The following is a 17,528-nucleotide window of genomic DNA, read 5'->3' as shown; positions in this document are numbered from 1 at the left end:
CGCGCGCGGCCCGCTCGAGAGCGGGCTTTTGCGCGCAATTGCACCGGTTGCATCGTGGCGCCATCAATCTTCATCTGAGGCCTCGCATGAACACGGACGAAGGACTTCGAACACGCTCGCGCAACCGCGGCGCGAACGCGGGCGCAGCGGCGGGCAACAAACACGCCTCGCGCCCGGACCCATGGGAGCAGACACTCCTGCTGCTCGACAGGCTGTGCGCGACGGAACCCCACGCACAGACCCCGAGCCCCGCTGATCTCGCACCCGGCCCGCGCATCGCCGAGCCGCACCGCTACGACGGAAGGTGCCGCAAAAGCCGCAACATCCGCAACGGGCGCGATGCGACGGGCGAGGCGCCCTGCGCGGCCGTCGTCACGCTGCTCGACCGCCTCTCCCCCCGAACCGTTGCGTTGCGCTGGTGCTCCGCCTCATGCCACTACGGCTATCAGATCTGGGTCTGCGCAAAGGCACGCCGGGCGGGCGTGTGCGCAGTGAGCGGCAAAACGATCCGTCGCGGCGATATCATCTACCGGCCCTATACCCGCACGCCTGTCCTTCCCGTGAACGTGAACGCCATGATTCATCTTGCTGCTTTGCCTTGATGGCAGTTCGCTAGTCGGATTCGGCACGCCAGGGGCGTTGACCGGAATTCTCTGCAACCTGAAGTTGTGTAAACGCATTCAAGGAGAACGTCATGAAGATTCTGATGGTTTTGACTTCGCACGACGAACTGGGCAATACGGGACGCAAGACCGGGTTCTGGCTCGAGGAACTCGCCGCGCCGTACTACGTGTTCAAGGACGCCGGCGTGCAGATCGTGCTCGCGTCGCCCAAGGGCGGCAAACCTCCGCTAGATCCCAAGAGCAACGAGCCGGACTTTCAGACCGACCTGACACGTCGCTTCGAAGGCGACCCGGCCGCGTTGGCGGATCTGGGCAACACGGCGAAGCTCAAGGACGTCGCCCATGACGAATTCGACGCCGTCTTCTACCCCGGCGGCCACGGTCCGATGTGGGATCTCGCAGAAGACCCGGACTCCATCGGCCTGATCGAGCGCACGATCGCAGCCGGCAAGCCTGTCGATCTCGTCTGCCACGCGCCCGGGGTTCTGCGGCACGTGAAGGGTCCCGATGGCAAGCCGCTCGTCAACGGCAAGTCGGTCACGGGCTTTACGAATAGCGAAGAAGAAGCGGTCGGCCTGACCAAGGTGGTCCCGTTCCTCGTTGAAGACGAACTCAAGGCGAAGGGCGGCAACTATTCGAAGGGCCCCGACTGGCAGCCGTATGTGCTCGAAGACGGGCTGCTGCTCACCGGCCAGAATCCCGCGTCGTCGGGGCCGGCCGCCAAGGCATTGCTGGAGATGTTGAGCAAGCGTCACTGAGTTCTGCCCTCGCGCCGGAAAATGGCGGCTGCCAGGCGTGGGCGCCGCCCCAACTCGTCACGGCAAATCGTCATCGCCGGAGCGTTGCAATACCGGGTCGTGAAATGCCCGGTAGACCACGAATGCCATCCACAACGCCAGCACGCCGAAGCTCCACCAGCGCAGAAATATTCCCCAGCCCCAGATGAGCGTGCCGAACGCGGAAAGCGTCAGTCCGCGCCTGGCCGCGAGTACCTCGCTCAATGCGTGATGCGGCTTGAATCCGGCAGCCTGGTTTGCGTGGGCCACCACCAGATCCGTCACGGTATGCTCGAGATAGCGGCGCGACGCCAACAAAAGGCCCGTGATGGTGATGACCGATCCGGACCGCTCGAACAGGTCCCACCGTGTTGAAGCCTGTGCGAGGTAGGCGCATATAATCGCCGGCGAAACCGCCAGCGCGATCATGGCGATGCCGCGAAAAATATAGCCCCACGGCGTCCGCAGGGTTTCCTCGCACAGGCAGCGCACCGCGCACCGAAACAGCTCCTTACTCACGATACGCCCTCTCCAGCCGGTTCGCGGGCTTCGATCGCCAGCTCGCCGTCGGCGATTTTCCGCACTTCCGCGAGCGGCGGGATGAGCGCGTCACGATCATCCTGCGGCACGGAACCGGGCAAGCGATGCACGTCGTGCGTCACGAAACCCCGCTCGCGGCTCGGCACGTCGAACCACTCGCGATGAGAAAACGAATCGCGAATATCTTCAAGACCGCTGTCCCAATGCTCCCGCATCGTGTCGATGCTGAACTCGTAGTCCTTATAGTGACCTTCATAGGGCTTGTTCTTGTAGATGAGGTGCACCACATTGATCGCGCTGCCGTCGGCCGCCTCTTCGGCGAGGCGAAACAGCGGATCGGTCCTGCGCACTTCGGCGGGAATGTGCGCGAGCAACTCCTTGATGAATCGGGCGTGCTTCTGACGATCTGCCAGCATACTGGTCACCGCGCGCGTGCGGCTCGAATACTGGATGTCCTTGGCACGCGCGGAGATGTCGAAGAAGTCGCCAGGCGCATTGCCGCGCGCGCTCCAGAGATCGACCTGAAACACCAGCGCATCCTTATGGTCCGCATCGCGCAGCACCTCGGTCAACGGCGTATTCGACACGAGCCCGCCGTCCCAGTAATACTCGCCGTCGATCTCGACCGCCGGGAAGCCGGGCGGCAACGCCCCGGATGCCATGAAATGCTCGGGCTTCAAACGCATTTTCGTGTTGTCGAAGTACACCAGGTTGCCGGTCCGCACGTTCACCGCGCCCACCGAAACACGGACGTCGCCGTCGTTGATGCGGTCAAAGTCGGCGAACTCACGCAGCGTCTCCTTCAACGCGGCCGTATCGTAGTAGCTCACCACGTTGGGGTTTTGCTTGCCGAGCCCGGCGACCGGCAACGGCACGCGCGGCGAGAAAAACCCCGGCTGGCCCTCGGTCAGGGCGCGTGCGGCCGCCCACCCACTCGCCCACTTGCGCGTGAAATCGTGCATGCCGAACATGGGCGGCATCCAGGCACCCAGACCACCGACCCAGTCGCGTGGGTGGCAGATCCGGTTCCAGAATCCATGCAACGCCGCCACGCGGTTTTCCGGCGCATTGCCGGCGATGATGGCGGTATTGAGCGCGCCGATCGAAATGCCGGAGATCGTGCCCGGATGCACACCCATCTCGGCCAGGCCTTCGTACACGCCGGCCTGGTACGAGCCGAGCGCGCCGCCGCCCTGAAGCACCAGAGCGACTTCGTCGTAGTGCGGCAGCACGAACGCCACTTTGTTGTGCAAAGACATGTTGCTTCCCTTCGCGTAAATCCACGCAAACTTATTCGTTGACCGCGAGCTTCACGGTTTCGCTTTGAGCCAGATAGTCGAGCGCAACCTCGCCGATATCCAGCGTGAGATTAGCAATCAGATGCCGCGCGCCGACCACCCGTTTCACCGGCAGATCGGCCACAGGCGCCAGCGCATGCGGATGAAATTCGAGCGCCGCCGGACCGGTCCACGCACCGAGCACGCTCACGTCGCGCAAGTAGAAACGCACGAGTTCGCAGACGCGCGGCGAACCGTCAACGTGCGGGATGACCTTGAGCAGATAGTTCGGCGTCTCTGCAAGCTTCCTGCGTTCGGCCTCGATATCGAGCGGCACATGCTTGTAGCCCATCGTGCCGGTTGCAACGCGTTGGGTGCCGTAGTCGAGCGTGCCGAGCAGCGTGTCGTTGCCATCGATGCTCAAGGTCGGTCTCGCCAGCTTCTTCGGAAAACCCCAGATTTCCCGGCCACCGGCAATCGGGCCTTCGTCGTCGAGGTACATCGAATGCGTGTAGTTGCCGAGGCGCCCTTCCTGATCGCGCACCGTAATGACCTGACCGGTTTCCGTGTAGTCACCGAAGCCCGACGAATCCGGCATGCGAATAAATTCGTAGTGCACAAGATTGTTTTCCGGGCGCAAGGGCTCCGGCACGATGGCTTTCAGCGCATCGAAATCGGTCTCGTAGGTAATGATGAAATATTCCCGGTTGATGAAACGGTACGGCGGCCGGGGATAGGCGGGATTGTGGACAGGCATCGCAAAGGCGTCTTTGCGAATCGAAGCCAGATTCAGGCGGGTCATGACGTTCTCTCTTTAAGATTGAGTTGCACCGCAGCAGATGCTACGCACTCACGAATCACGAGAGAATCCGTCGATATCAGGAATCTATCTTCCACATATCGGGAAGGTATTGCGGTGAGGGAAACGGAGAAGAGGCCGCCGGCAAGCCTCTTGCCATTTCATTGCCATTCGCGAACGCCAGGCGCGCCGCTTAGCTTTCGCACTCCGTAATCGCGCTGTAAACGAGCGTGCGCAACTGCCGGCGAATCGGGTACGCGGTCGAAGGCAACAGCTGGGTGAGAAACAGCACGACCATGTCCTCGCGAGGATCGGCCCAGAAGAAGGTGCTGGCCGCGCCGCCCCAGAAGAAGTCGCCCGCGCTGCCCGGAATCAGCGTGGATGCGGGCGCAATCGTCGTGGCGAAGCCGAGCCCGAAGCCCACGCCTTCGTAAGCCGCTTCGGTGAACATCGAGCGCGAGAGGCGCGGCAGGTCGACGCCGCCCGGCAGATGGTTGGCGGTCATCAGCGCGATGGTCTTCGGCCCCAGCAGCCGCACGCCGTCCAGTTCGCCGCCCCGCAGCAGCATGCGCGCGAACCGCATGTAGTCGGCCGCTGTGGATACGAGGCCGCCGCCGCCCGAAACGAACGACGGCGGCTCGCGATACGGGCTCGTGTGAGGATCGTCCTGCAGCTCAGGACCTTGTTCGGAAACGACCTTCGAGCCGAGCGCGCCGATGGCATAGCAGGCGCAGAAGCGCGACACCTTCTCCTGCGGCACGTAAAAGGCCGTGTCGACCATGCCGAGCGGCTCGAAGATCCGCGTTTTCAGAAAGTCCTCGAAGGCCATGCTGCTGACCTTGCCGACGAGATAGCCGAGCACGTCCGTGGAAACCGAATAGTTCCAGGCCTCGCCCGGCGAAAATTCCAGCGGCAGCGTGGCCAGTTTCTCGATCATTTCGTCGAGCGTGCCCGCGGTCGCAAGCTCGCCCACCTTCAGTTTGCGATACGCCGCATCGACATTGGTGTTCTGCTGAAAGCCGTAGGTCAGGCCCGAGGTATGCCGCAACAGGTCGACCACGCGCATCGGGCGTGCGCTCGCGCGCGTCTGGAAGCTCTCCATGAAACCGCCCGCGTACACGCCGAGCTTCTCCCACGACGGGATGTACTTGCTGACGGGGTCGTCGAGCGCGATCTTGCACTCCTCGACCAGCATCATGATCGCCACCGACGTAATAGGTTTGGTCATCGAGTAGATGCGGAAGATCGAGTCCTCGGCCATCGGCGTGCGCCGTTCGCGGTCCGCGAGACCCAGCACCGAGTTCAGCGCGAGTTCGCCGCGCCGCCACACCTGGGTGACGGCGCCCGCGAGCGTGCCGGTCGAGACGTAGTTCTCTTCGAGAAAACGTTCGATGCGCGCGAGCCGCTCACACGACATGCCCTGCTTTTCCAGACCTTCCCTACCCATGACGCCTCCTTGAATGGATTGATCGAGCGTATTCGGAACCGATGGATTGCACGCGATGCGCGTCACAGTATCGGTCATCCGGCGCGAAGTTGCCTTGCATTGCGTATCGGCACCATGCGCGTTGAAATTTCGTTTTTTTCGCGCCTCGACACGCAATACGTGTGGGGTACACTACCGGGCGACAAAATACAGAATGAGAGCGGGGGTGGCAGCCATGGGCGAAATGGAAACACATTCCTGGCCCGGGAAGGCGTTGTTTCGCGCATTTCCGAAGGACCCAGAAAAAGAGCAGGCCGTACTGCGCATCACGCTCGGTTCCGTCGTGCTTCTCGCCTACCTCGTTGCCTGCTCGATCTATCGCTCGACCCACGTCTACGCCACGCTGCTGGCGGTCACCGCTTATGTGGCGTTCGGCGTCATCACGTATGTGGCGGTCACCGTCGCGCCAACGCGCTCGCTCTTGCGCCTCACGCTCTCCACGTTCGCCGATCAGGCCATCGTCACCGCCGCGCTGGCCGTGGGCGGAACGGCCGCGCTGCCGCTCCTGTGGGTGGCCTTCTGGTTTCTGGTCGGCGCGGGCTGCCGCTATGGCCAGCGCATGCTGGGCCTTTCCTGTGTGGTGGCGCTCGTCGGCATCATGGGACTGATGCATTGGCAACCATGGTGGCGCGCCAATATCACGGCCGCGCTCGGCATTGCGCTGAGCATCGTGGCGACGTCCGTCTATCTGGCGGTGCTCGTCTACCGGCTGGAACGCCAGGCGTCGACCGATCCGCTCACCGGGCTCTACAACCGCGTGCGGCTCGAGCAAGCCATTGGACGCACGCTCTTTACGCGCGCCGGTGAGGGCGAGCGCACCGCCATGCTGCTCGTCGACCTCGACGGCTTCAAGGAAGTGAACGACTCCTTCGGGCACGCGGTGGGCGACGAACTGCTGCGCAGCTTCGCCGCCGCACTGGTGCGCCGCATGCGGCGAGGCGACACGCTCGCACGCCTGGGCGGCGACGAGTTCGTGGTGCTGGCGCGTCACGTCTACGACAAGAACGACGCGCTTACCGTCGCCAACAGCATCCACGCGATTCTCGCCAACATGCGCACCGTGGGCGGCTATCCGGTGACCGTGTCGTGCAGCATCGGCGTGTGCCTGCTCACGCAAGGCAGCGGCAGCCGCTCGCTCGATGCGCGAACCTTGATGCGCGCCGTCGACAGCGCCATGTACCGGGCCAAGTCGCGCGGCATGGGCAAGACCGAGTTCGTCGAAACGGTCGGCGTCGAGCCCAGCATGGTCTGACCCCACTCGCTGCTGCCGTCGCGTTCGGGGAATCCTCGGCTTGCGCCACGCTTATGCCCGGATTGTTCTCCTGGCGGAAACAGTGAATTCGGATATTAGGTATTTACCCTAATCTCCGACCCTCCTACACTGACTTCACCGCTGCTTACAACCCTGTAGGCAGCTAAAGAAGAACGTAAATCTGGAGGTTAGTCATGAAATCGCTCGTCCAAGCCGTCGTTATCGCTGCCGCCCTCGCCGCTCCCGTTGCCGTGTTCGCCCAGTCGAACCAGCCCGTGACCCGCGCGCAAGTCCGCGCAGACATGATCCAGGTCGAAAAGGCCGGCTTCAATCCGGCACGTTCGAACCCCAATGAATATCCGGCGAACATTCAAGCTGCCGAAGCTCGCGTCGCTGCGCAAAACAGCGCAGTGGGCGGCGTGAACAACGGTTCGTCGCAAGCCGGTCAGGCAGCGCAGTAAGCTGCCCGGCTGAATAGCCGCGCTTTGTCGTTGTTGCCTTCTGGCCCGCCATCGCAGTGTGTTGCGATGGCGGGCCAGTTGCGTATCTGGCGCTCGCAACGCCTCGCGTTGCCCCTTGTTAAGGCTGAACGCGCAACACGACCTCTCCGTCGCCCGCCGGCAACTGCACCTCCACGCCCAGTTCCCCAGCTTGCGAATTCAACCCGCCGGCGTCGCGCAGTTCGGGCCATTGCCGCAGCGTGAGCGGAAGCGATCCCTTCACGCCGTCGTAGCGCACGTTGAGCGTATCGCCGCGCCGGGTCACGCTCACGTGGGTCACGCGCGCGCCGCGCTGGTCGCGCAGCGTCGCGGCGGCGCTCGCGCCGTCGGCCAGTTCGAACAGATGCAGCTCGCTGCGCGATACGTAGTCGTAATCGGGGCGCTGGTCCTCGGCGCCGATCGCGAGCAGCGTATTCGGCCGCACGTAGACCGGCAGGCTCAGAAACCCGTGCCGCTCGCGCAGCCACCTGCCGCCCTCGACTGGCCGGCCGGTGAACAGATGCGTCCAGCGCCCCCCAGGCAGCCAGAAATCCACGTCGCCCGCGGCGTTGAACACCGGCGCCACCAGCAGCGAATCTCCGAGCAGATACTGACGGTCCAGATGATCGCAGGTCGGGTCGCCGGGAAACTCCAGCAGCATGGCGCGCAGCATCGGCGTACCGCGATCGACCGCCTGCTGCGCGGCGTCGAACAGGTACGGCATGAGGCGTGACTTCCATTCGGTGAAATGGCGCACCACCTCCACGGCTTCGTCGTCGAACAGCCATGGAACGCGATACGACTTGCTGCCGTGCAGGCGGCTGTGGCTCGACAGCAGCCCGAACGCGCACCAGCGCTTGTAGACGTCGGCGGGCGCGGTGTGCTCGAATCCGCCGATGTCATGGCTCCAGAAACCGAAACCGCTCAGGCCCAGCGAGAGACCGCCACGCAACGTCTCGGCCATCGATTCGTAGGTCGCGCTGCAGTCGCCGCCCCAATGCACGGGCAACTGCTGGCTGCCCACGGTGCCGGAGCGCGCGAACACCACCGCCTCGCCCTCGCCGCGGACTTCGCGCAGCACGTCGAACACCACCTTGTTGTAGAGGTAGCTGTAGTAGTTGTGCATCTTCTGCGGATCGGAGCCGTCGTGGTAGATCACGTCGGTCGGAATGCGCTCGCCGAAATCCGTCTTGAAGCAGTCCACGCCCATTTCCAGCAAACGCCGCAAATGTCCCGCATACCACTGTGCCGCGGCGGGATTCGTGAAGTCGACGATGCCCTGACCGGGCTGCCAGCGGTCCCACTGCCAAACGTCGCCGTTGGGCTTGCGCAGGAGGTAGCCTTTCGCCATGCCTTCGGCGAACAGCGGCGAAGGTTGCGCGATATACGGATTGATCCACACGCAGATCTTCAGCCCGCGCGCCTTGAGCCGCGCGAGCATGCCCTGCGGATCGGGAAAGGTCTCACGGTTCCACTCGAAGTCGCACCAGTGGAAAGCCTTCATCCAGAAGCAGTCGAAGTGAAACACGTGCAGCGGGATGCCGCGCTGTGCCATGCCGTCGATGAAGTGATTCACCGTGGCTTCGTCATAGTTCGTGGTGAACGAGGTGGTGAGCCACAGGCCGAACGACCACGCGGGCGGCAGCGCCGGGCGCCCGGTGAGCTGCGTGAAGCGCTCCAGCACGGCTTTGGGCGTGGGGCCGTCGATCACGTAGTATTCGAGCCGCTCGCCTGCCACGCTGAACTGCACCTTCGCCACCTTCTCGCTGGCCACCTCGAACGACACGTTTTCCGGATGATTCACCAGCACGCCATAGCCGCGGTTGGTTAGATAGAACGGCACGTTCTTGTACGCCTGCTCGGTGCCCGTGCCGCCGTCGCGGTTCCAGCTTTCGACCACCTGCCCGTTCTTCACGAACGCGGTAAAGCGCTCGCCGAGCCCATAAACGTTCTCGCCAACGCCCAGGTCGAGCCGCTCGAACATGAACGCGGCGCCTTGCTGGCTGGCGTCGTGGACCTGGCCGCTCGCGCGAAAGCCGCTGCCGGTGATGCGCTTGCCGTCGCGCAGGAAATCCACCGACCAGTCGCCCGACTTGACGATGCGCACCGTCAGCGACCCGCTGGTGAGGCCCGCCTCGGCCTCGGTGTTGTGCGTGACGACTTCCGTGCCCGTGCGCTGCAGGGTGAAATGCGGGCCGCGATCGCGCGCGCCGGCAAAATGCTCGACGCGCACGCCAATCACGCCGCTTTGCGGCGAAAAGAAGCGCCACGTGAAGAGGCCCGTGTCGAGCTGCCGTTCGCGGTTCGATACGTCGCGGGGCGCCACATGCACCAGCAGTTCGTCGCCGACGATCTCCACGCTGTGCGGCGACGCCGAGTACGAGACGTTCAGGCCGTCCCGGATCAACCAGTTGCCATCGCTGATTTTCATTTAGATGTACTCATAGCTCATTGAACAGCCAATCCAGATCCACCTGCGGCGTGGCTAGAGCGCCTGCTCGGTCTTCCTGTCGAACACGTGGATGTGCTCGCTCGCCATGTCGAGTCCGATCGCCTCGCCGCTGCGCATGGCGCACATGCCGGCTTGCGCGATCATCACGGGTGCCGGGACGCCATCGAGCTTCACCGCGATGAAGTTCATGGACCCAGTGGTCTCCACGGTATCGATCATGCCGCGCAGGCCATGCGCTTCGCGGTGCAACTGCAGATGCTCGGGACGCAGGCCGATCCAGACCTCGGAGCCCGCCGGCAGCGCGCGGCCCAGGTCGAGCGTGTGCGCGCCCGCGCCTGGTGTGCCGCCGAACCGCGCGCTGCGCCCGTCCGGCCCGATCACGGCTTCGATGAAGTTCATCGACGGTGAGCCGATGAAGCCCGCGACAAAGCGGTTGGCAGGCCGGTGATACAGCGCGAGCGGCGCGCCCTGCTGCTCGACTTCGCCCGCGCGCATCACGACCACGTGATCGGCCATCGTCATCGCCTCGATCTGGTCGTGCGTGACGTACACCGAAGTCGCGGCAAGTCGCTGATGCAGCTTGCGGATTTCCGTGCGCATATGCACGCGCAGGGCGGCATCGAGATTCGAGAGCGGTTCGTCGAACAGAAATACCTTCGGATTGCGTACGATGGCGCGACCCATCGCCACGCGCTGGCGCTGGCCACCCGAAAGCTGGCGCGGCATGCGCGCGAGCAGAGGGTCGAGGCCCAGCGTGCGCGCCACGCCGTCGATGCTCTCGCGAATGATCTTCGGCGCAGCGCGACGCAACCGTAGCGAGTACGACATGTTTTTTTCGATATTCATGTGCGGATAGAGCGCGTAGCTCTGGAACACCATCGCCACGTCGCGCTTGCGCGGCGGCACGTCGTTGACGACCTGGCCGTCGATGCGCAGCGTGCCGCCCGTGATCGGTTCGAGCCCGGCAATGGTGCGCAGCAAGGTGGACTTGCCGCATCCCGACGGTCCGACCAGCGCGACGAAGCACCCTTCCGGCACGCTGATATCGATGTCCTTCAAAACCTGCACGGTTCCATAGCTCTTGCTCAGGCGCTCGATCTGTATGCGATCCACAGCGATTCTCCGTATGCGTTACTTGAGCGCGCCGGCCGTCAGCCCGGCGACGATCTTGCGTTGCAGCAGCATGAACGCCACGAGGATGGGCGTGACGAAAATGGCCGAGTAGGTCATGATGCCGATCCAGTCGACCTTGGTCGCGCCGACGAATGCCGAGAGACCCACCGTAGCGGTCTGATACTGGTCGTCGAGAATCAGCGAGCGGGCGTAGACGTACTCGCCGAACGATTGCAGGAACACGAGGATCGCCGAAACGAGAATGCCGTTCACCGCGAGCGGCAAGATCACGCCGAAAAACGCGCGTGCCGGCGTGGCGCCGTCCACGAGCGCCGCGTCGCGCAGTTCGCGCGGCACCTGCACGAAGCTCGGGCGGCACAGCACGATATAGAACGGCAGCGTCTTGGTGATCTGCGCGAGCACCACGGCGAGGCGGGGCGTGTCGAGGAGGCCGAGCATCTTGAACGCCGTGAAGATCGGCGTAACCATGAGGCTCGATGGCAGCGCCTGCAGCACCAGCACCGCGAAGATTGCGACACTGGTCCAGCGGTTTTGCACGAACGCGAGCGCATAAGCGGCGCCCGTGCCGACGAAGACGGTCACCGCCACCGTGCCGCATGCGGTCACGAACGAGTTCCACAGGAAGTTGCCCATGCCGCTGCTGCTGAACACCTGCCATAGGTGCGATTGCAAATGCTGCGGCCAGAACGTAGGGGGATACTGGAACATCTCGCTCGCGCTCTTGAATGCGGTGATATACATCCAGTACAGCGGGAACAGATAAACCGCCGTGACGCACAGCGCGATGACGAGCAGCACATAGCGCTTCATCTCAGCCTCCCGCGTGGGGGTCGCTTCATCTCAGACCATCCTTTCGTTGCGCGTGGAGCGCACGTAGATCACCGCGACGATCAGCACGAGCACCAGCATGACCGTGGCCACCGCCGAGCCCGCCGACACCTCGAAGGTCTGCAGGGAAAGCTGCCACGACCAGTACTGCGCGACCAGCGACGAGTTGGCCGGACCGCCTTGCGTGAGCGCTGCGATCAGATCGAACTGCTGCATCGTCAGAATCGCGCCCAGCGCGATCACGGCGCCGAGCGTGGCCTTCATCATCGGCAGCGTGATGCCGATGAAACGCTGCAGCGCATTCGCCCCATCGAGTTCGGCGGCTTCGTAGAGATCGGCCGGAATCGCCGCGAGCCCGACCGAAAGCAGCAGCATATTGAACGGCACGCCAAGCCACACGTTCGCGGCAATCACGGCATAGAGCGACCAGTGCGGATCGGAGAGCCAGAAGATCTTCTCTTGCAGGATGTGCGTTTGCATCAGCACATGATTGAGCACGCCATAATCGCCTGCGAAAATCAGCTTCCAGATCACGCCGGCCACGAGCCCCGGCATGATCCAGCCCGCGAGAAACAGGCCGCGCATGAGGCTCGCGAACGGGAAGTCCTGCGCGAACAGCAGCGCCAGCAGAAAACCGATCACCACCTGGAAGACGAGCGAGAGCCCGACGAACAGCACCGTGTTCACGATCACCTGGTGCATCTCGGGACGGCTGAACACATCGCGATAGTTCGCCAGCCCGACGAACGGCCGCAACAAAGTGGCGGGGGCCATCAAATCGACCTGCTGAAACGACAGGACGATGTTGTAGATGAGCGGCAGGCCCGCAAACACCAGCAGATACAGCAGCGCGAACACCGCCAGCGAGATCTCGAAGGCGTGCGCGCGCGGCAAGCGGCCCAGGCGCCCCGCAGCCGGGTCGCGAGGAGCGCGGCGCGAAAGTGTGTTCATGGCGTTCTTCGCTCAAAGGCGGGACGGCGCCCGAAGAACCGGGGTTCTACGGGCGGCAACAACCTCAATGCCATACTTGGGAATGCTTACTTCGCTGCGGCCTGCACGGTCTGTGCGTCGGCCGCCATGGCCTGTTGCGGCGTGGCCTGGTGCGTCAGCACTGACTGGATCGCGTCGGAGATCGACTTCGAGATTTTCGGCCAGTTCGGGTTCGGACCACGCGCACGGGCGTACTGCATCTGCTCGTTGAAGACCTTGTACGCCTGCGGCCACTTCGGGTTCGGCGTCACGGTGTCTTTGGACGGCGGCAGCATGCCGAATTCGTTCCAGTCGCGGCCGCGCTGCGCATACATGTATTCGAGGAACTGGAAGGCCACATCCGGGTTCTTCGCGCCACGCAGGATCGCGTGATTCTGCTCGCCGAGCGCGGAGGCGCGCGGGCCGCCCGCCTTCTCGACCGGCAGGAGCGCGACGCCCCACGTGAACTTCGCGCCCTTTTCCACGGCGCCCAGTTCCCACGGACCGTCGATGTCCATCGCGGCATTGCCGTTGATGAACGTGGCCGCCGCCTCCGACTGGCTATGCGTGAGCGTGTCCGGCGACGCCACCTTGCTGTCCAGCAGCTTCTGCCAGAACGCGGCCGCGCGCACGGCGCCCGGGTCGCTCATGCGGTCCCAGTCCGCGCCCGCGGCCTGCACGAACGGCAGGAACTGGAACACGCCCTCTTCCGTATTGATGGCGGAAAACGCGAGACCGTACACGCCCTTCCTGGCGTCGGTGAGCTTTTGCGCGTCCGTATAGAGTTCGTCCCAGGTCTGCGGCGCGTGCTCGGGGTCGAGCCCGGCTGCCTTGAACATGTCCTTGTTGTAGTACAGCGCGAGCGTGTTCGTGCCGCGCGGAATCGCATACACCTTGCCGTTCCAGGTGGCGTTTTTCAGCGGGCCGGGGAAGATCTGCTTCGCGTCGATGACCTTCGACTTCGCGAGGTACGGGTCGAGATCGAGCAGCGCGTTCTTCGAAGCGAACATCGCCGTGTTCGGGTTGTCGATCGGCACGACGTCGGGCATGTTGCCGGACATCACGGCGCGCATGGTTTCGTCGTTGAGCGCCGCAAAGCCCACCTTGCGAATCTGCACATGGACATCGGGATGCAGCTTGCCGAATTCCTGCGCCATTTTCGCGGTGTAGTCGTCGGGCTCGTCCACGGCCCAGACCGAGAGCGTCGCGGCATGCAGCGACGCGCAGGAAAGCGAGAATGCCAAACCAATGGCCGCGGATGCGGCAAGTAGCCTCTTCATGCTGTCTCCGTTTTCGCGCGTTGTGAATCGCGCTTTGTTTCAGGCTCTTTTCTGGGACCTGGCGGGAGCCGTGCCGCTGCGACCGCGTTTTCCGGAAACGTTTCCGGAAACAGGCAAATAGTTGCTTCTGCAGGCAGCGCTGTCAAGCTGGCTGCGAAAATCGCAATGCCGATTCGCGGAAACCGCAATGCCGACGGCGGCGGCCGCGGACTAGCGCTGGACGGCCTCGGACGTCACCGTGTCGTCGTCGCGCTCGCGCAGCGTCAGTGGCCACAACAGCGGCTCGCGCGCGGCGCGGTAGGTGTCGCCAAGATCCGGGAATTGCGCGAGCAGCGCCTGCGCGAGGCGCTGCCCCAGCCCATAAGCGTCGAGCGTGAAGCCGGATAGGCGCGGCGCGAGGTATTCCGACACTTCGCCCGCCAGCACGCCGCCCGAAATCGCCAGATCGCGGCCAGGCGCCCGGCCGGTTTCGTGCAGCTTGCGGTACGCGCCGATCGCCATGCAGTCGCTCTGGAACATGAGCGCATCGGGCGGCACGCCAAGCTTGAGCAGCGCCTCGGTCGCGAGATAGCCGCCGCGTTCGGAGAGTTCGTTGCGCTGCACGAACCCTTCGGGCACGGGCAGCCCGTGCTTCTTCATCGCCTTCTTCCACGCGTGCAGGTAGATATGCGCCTGCATCGCGTCGCCGCCGGGAATGGCGAGCGCAATACGGCGATGCCCTTGCGCCACGAGCCGCTCGACACCCTCCGTAGCGGCCGCCTCGAAGTCCAGATCGACCCATGCGTGCTTGCCGCCCGACTCGCTGCGGCCCAGCGCCACGAACGGGAAATGGCGGCTCGCGACGTAATCGAGCCGCTCGTCGTGCCGCCGCGTCCCCGCGAGAATCACGCCGTCCACATGACGGCGATCGACAATGCGCCGCAGCCGCGCGAACTCGTCGTCCCACGACTCGCTCGAGTACATGACGAGGTCCATGCCGTGCCGCGACAGGACCGACTGGAGACCGTCCGCCAGCTTCATGAAAATGCCGAGCGTGTAGGTCTCTTCTTCGCGCCGCACCGGCAGCATCAGCCCGACGATGTCGAGCCGCCCCCGGCGCAGGCTCGCGGCCGACTTGCTTGGCGCATAGCCATGCTCGAGCGCGGCGGCGCGCACGCGCTCACGCGTTTCGGCGCTCACCTCGTCGCTGTCGTTCAAGGCGCGCGACACGGTCGAAACGGACAGCTTCAGTACTTTGGCGAGTTCCCGAATACCCATGCGCTGGTTGAATGATGTTGGAATGTGCCCGGGCTCGCGGAGCCCGCACGGTGCGAAACATCATAACCGTAAGGGAGCGTTGGGCCGAAGTGGCCGAAGCAACAAAACAGCCAGCGGACGATTTTCACGTCCACTGGCTGTTTGCTGTGGCGCCTCGCGCCGGTTTGCCGGTGCGGGCTATCAAAGCCTCAAAGCGGCACGTCCTCGATCAAGCGCGCTTTCACCGCGCGGATGCGCTGGTCGACGAAATAGCCGCCGCCTTCCGTATACCGAAGGTAAAGGCGTTCGCACAACGTGCATTTCCACACGCCGCAACGGTTATACGGAAAGTACCGGGGCGCGATCGGCGCATTCTCCGACCAGTAGCCGGCCCCTCCCGGCAGATGTTCGGCGAAGGTCGATTCGGCTTCGTCCGCGCTAACGAGCGTGCCGATCTGTTCCAGTTGCCGCTCGTCGAGCGAGAGCGGCTGCGATTGCCAGCCATCCAGCGGCGTTTTCGTGCAGGTGCACGGCGGCGGGTCGGTTTGCTCCGCGTGTTCGGCGAGTTCGCGCAACGCGGCAGCGTCAAGGTATCGGGTCATGGAGCAAGAGTGGATCTGCGGTTGAGCGAGGGAGCACAGGCTCCAGCGGGCATCTTAACGCCTGACGCCGCCTGGGTTTCATCAGGCGCCGCTTCTCATGCGCTCGACGTGCGGCACGACCCACGCACGGTCGAAGCGCCCTTCGGCGATTGCCTGCAACGCGGCGGCCTCCTTTTCGCCTTGCGTGCGCGCGCCCGCGATGACGGTCTCCACATCAACAGGCGCGATGGCGAGCAAGCCGTCCTCGTCGCCCACGATGATATCGCCGGGATTGACGACCATCCTCCCAATGGTCACCGGCACGTTGATTTCGCCTGGCCCGTTCTTGTAGGGTCCGCGGTGCGTCACGCCGCGCGCATACACGGGAAAGTCGCGCTGGCGAATCGCGCCGACGTCGCGGATCGCGCCGTCGATCACGAGCCCCTGCACGCCGAGGCTTTCCGAGTAGCTCGACATGATGTCGCCCATCAGGGCCTGGGTCACCTCGCCCGCGCCATCGATCACGAGCACGTCGCCCGGCCGGCAGAAGTCGAAGGCGCGATGGATGGCGAGATTGTCGCCGGGACGCGTGCGCACCGTCACGGCCGTGCCCGCCATCGGCCTGGGCTTGTGGAACGGCTGCAGGCCGAGAATGCCGCTCGAGCGCGCCATGTTGTCGCTCAGGAGCGACACTTGCAGTTTGCGCAACGCGGCGAGCGTCGCTGCGCTGGCCTGCGGAGCAGACTCGTATTCACGCCAGCCAATCGGGTTCATTTCGCTATCCCTTCCAGTGCGGTTTGTCGTTCGATCTGCGCGGAAAGACGGCTGTACACCGCACGCGCGTTGCCTTCGTAGATGCGTTGTCGATCGGCGTCGCTGAGCCATTCGATCGCGTCGATATAGCGGCGCGTGTCGTCGTAGTAGTGGCCGGTTTCCGGGTCGATGCCCTGCACCGCGCCGATCGTCTCCGAGGCGAACAGAATGTTCTCCACCGGAATCACCCTGGCGAGCAGGTCGGAGCCTGGCTGGTGGTAAACGCAGGTATCGAAGAACACGTTCTTGAGCAGGTAGTCCTTCAGGAGCGGGCGCTTCATGTCCTGCGCCAGGCCGCGATAGCGTCCCCAGTGATACGGAACCGCGCCGCCGCCATGCGGAATGACGAAGCGCAAGGTCGGGAAGTCGGCGAACAGGTCGCCCTGCAGCAACTGCATGAATACTGAGGTGTCGCCGTTGAGGTAGTGCGCGCCCGTCGCATGAAAGTTAGGATTGCATGACGACGAAACGTGGATCATCGCAGGCACATCGAGTTCCACCATGGCCTCGTAAAGCGGATACCACGAGCGGTCCGTGACCGGCGGCCCCGACCAGTGGCCGCCCGAGGGGTCCGGGTTGAGGTTGCAGCCCACGAAGCCTAGTTCCTCCACGCAGCGGCGCAACTCGGGAATGCAGTTTTCCGGCGTCACGCCCGGCGCCTGAGGCAATTGGCAAACGCCCACGAAATGCTGCGGGAAAAGCGAGCACACGCGATGCACGAGATCGTTGCATTCGCTGGACCAAAGCGCATTCGCCGCTTCGCCCGCCTCGTGGTGGCCCATGCCCGCGGCGCGCGGGGAAAAAATCGTCAGGTCCGTGCCGCGCTCGCGCTGAATGCGGCGCTGGCCATTTTCGATGCTTTCGCGAATCTCGTCGTCGGTAATCGGCGGGCGCGGCGGAACCGGCGTGCCGTCCTTGAGCGCGGCGATCTGCTTGGCGCGCCAGGCTTCGTGCTGGGGCGGCGAGGTCGTGTAGTGACCGTGGCAATCAATGATCATGTAGC

General features: G+C 64.1%; 17 protein-coding genes. 4 read left to right on the top strand and 13 right to left on the bottom strand.

The features are described 5' to 3' along the window. Positions 1 to 86: 86 nt before the first annotated feature. On the top strand, positions 87 to 602 hold the full coding sequence (locus tag M3I56_RS10775; RefSeq protein ID WP_254353799.1) for a DUF3331 domain-containing protein: 516 nt from the start codon (positions 87 to 89) through the stop codon (positions 600 to 602). 92 nt (positions 603 to 694) lie between these two features. Next, complete coding sequence (locus M3I56_RS10770; protein ID WP_254353798.1) at positions 695 to 1,381, top strand: type 1 glutamine amidotransferase domain-containing protein; 687 nt, start codon at positions 695 to 697, stop codon at positions 1,379 to 1,381. Between the two features lie 57 nt (positions 1,382 to 1,438). Here the strand turns inward: M3I56_RS10770 and M3I56_RS10765 are convergent, their stop codons facing one another. From M3I56_RS10765 to M3I56_RS10750, 4 genes are all read right to left on the bottom strand, one after another. Then, on the bottom strand, positions 1,439 to 1,918 hold the full coding sequence (locus tag M3I56_RS10765; protein ID WP_254353797.1) for a hypothetical protein: 480 nt from the start codon (positions 1,916 to 1,918) through the stop codon (positions 1,439 to 1,441). Beyond that, entirely contained in the window at positions 1,915 to 3,198 is a 1,284-nt protein-coding gene (locus M3I56_RS10760) for a patatin-like phospholipase family protein (RefSeq protein ID WP_254353796.1), read from the bottom strand. Before M3I56_RS10760 ends, M3I56_RS10765 begins: the two co-directional genes overlap by 4 nt. Positions 3,199 to 3,229: 31 nt before the next feature. Then, complete coding sequence (locus M3I56_RS10755) at positions 3,230 to 4,018, bottom strand: acetoacetate decarboxylase (RefSeq protein WP_254353795.1); 789 nt, start codon at positions 4,016 to 4,018, stop codon at positions 3,230 to 3,232. Between the two features lie 190 nt (positions 4,019 to 4,208). Next, positions 4,209 to 5,462 carry a serine hydrolase gene (locus M3I56_RS10750; protein WP_254353794.1) on the bottom strand — a complete coding sequence of 418 codons (1,254 nt, stop codon included), beginning with the start codon at positions 5,460 to 5,462 and terminating at the stop codon, positions 4,209 to 4,211. Positions 5,463 to 5,685: 223 nt separating this feature from the next. Between M3I56_RS10750 and M3I56_RS10745 the strand changes: the two genes are divergently transcribed. Further along, positions 5,686 to 6,753, top strand: a complete 1,068-nt coding sequence (locus tag M3I56_RS10745; protein ID WP_309249145.1) for a GGDEF domain-containing protein — start codon at positions 5,686 to 5,688, stop codon at positions 6,751 to 6,753. 194 nt (positions 6,754 to 6,947) lie between these two features. Next, on the top strand, positions 6,948 to 7,214 hold the full coding sequence (locus tag M3I56_RS10740; protein ID WP_254353792.1) for a DUF4148 domain-containing protein: 267 nt from the start codon (positions 6,948 to 6,950) through the stop codon (positions 7,212 to 7,214). Between the two features lie 118 nt (positions 7,215 to 7,332). Here M3I56_RS10740 and yicI read toward each other — a convergent pair whose 3' ends face one another. The 9 genes from yicI to M3I56_RS10695 all read right to left on the bottom strand — a co-directional run bounded on the left by yicI (position 7,333) and on the right by M3I56_RS10695 (position 17,523). Then, positions 7,333 to 9,663 carry an alpha-xylosidase gene (gene yicI, locus M3I56_RS10735; RefSeq protein ID WP_254353791.1) on the bottom strand — a complete coding sequence of 777 codons (2,331 nt, stop codon included), beginning with the start codon at positions 9,661 to 9,663 and terminating at the stop codon, positions 7,333 to 7,335. Between the two features lie 54 nt (positions 9,664 to 9,717). After that, positions 9,718 to 10,797: a sn-glycerol-3-phosphate ABC transporter ATP-binding protein UgpC gene (locus M3I56_RS10730; RefSeq protein WP_254353790.1), complete on the bottom strand. Its 1,080-nt coding sequence runs from the start codon at positions 10,795 to 10,797 to the stop codon at positions 9,718 to 9,720. 18 nt (positions 10,798 to 10,815) lie between these two features. After that, on the bottom strand, positions 10,816 to 11,628 hold the full coding sequence (locus M3I56_RS10725) for a carbohydrate ABC transporter permease (RefSeq protein WP_254353789.1): 813 nt from the start codon (positions 11,626 to 11,628) through the stop codon (positions 10,816 to 10,818). A gap of 30 nt (positions 11,629 to 11,658) precedes the next feature. Beyond that, complete coding sequence (locus M3I56_RS10720; RefSeq protein WP_254353788.1) at positions 11,659 to 12,597, bottom strand: carbohydrate ABC transporter permease; 939 nt, start codon at positions 12,595 to 12,597, stop codon at positions 11,659 to 11,661. Positions 12,598 to 12,683: 86 nt separating this feature from the next. Beyond that, entirely contained in the window at positions 12,684 to 13,895 is a 1,212-nt protein-coding gene (locus tag M3I56_RS10715; RefSeq protein WP_254353787.1) for a sugar ABC transporter substrate-binding protein, read from the bottom strand. 210 nt (positions 13,896 to 14,105) lie between these two features. Continuing rightward, positions 14,106 to 15,152, bottom strand: a complete 1,047-nt coding sequence (locus M3I56_RS10710; protein WP_254353786.1) for a substrate-binding domain-containing protein — start codon at positions 15,150 to 15,152, stop codon at positions 14,106 to 14,108. A 188-nt stretch (positions 15,153 to 15,340) separates the two neighbouring features. Next, positions 15,341 to 15,733, bottom strand: a complete 393-nt coding sequence (locus tag M3I56_RS10705) for a hypothetical protein (RefSeq protein ID WP_254353785.1) — start codon at positions 15,731 to 15,733, stop codon at positions 15,341 to 15,343. 81 nt (positions 15,734 to 15,814) lie between these two features. Beyond that, on the bottom strand, positions 15,815 to 16,486 hold the full coding sequence (locus M3I56_RS10700; RefSeq protein WP_254353784.1) for an RraA family protein: 672 nt from the start codon (positions 16,484 to 16,486) through the stop codon (positions 15,815 to 15,817). Continuing rightward, complete coding sequence (locus tag M3I56_RS10695) at positions 16,483 to 17,523, bottom strand: amidohydrolase family protein (RefSeq protein WP_254353783.1); 1,041 nt, start codon at positions 17,521 to 17,523, stop codon at positions 16,483 to 16,485. Before M3I56_RS10695 ends, M3I56_RS10700 begins: the two co-directional genes overlap by 4 nt. Positions 17,524 to 17,528: the final 5 nt, after the last annotated feature.

The organism is Paraburkholderia sp. CNPSo 3281 (assembly GCF_024206515.1).
GTDB classification, from domain to species: Bacteria; Pseudomonadota; Gammaproteobacteria; order Burkholderiales; family Burkholderiaceae; genus Paraburkholderia; species Paraburkholderia nodosa.
This window is presented reverse-complemented; position numbering and strand designations above follow the sequence as displayed.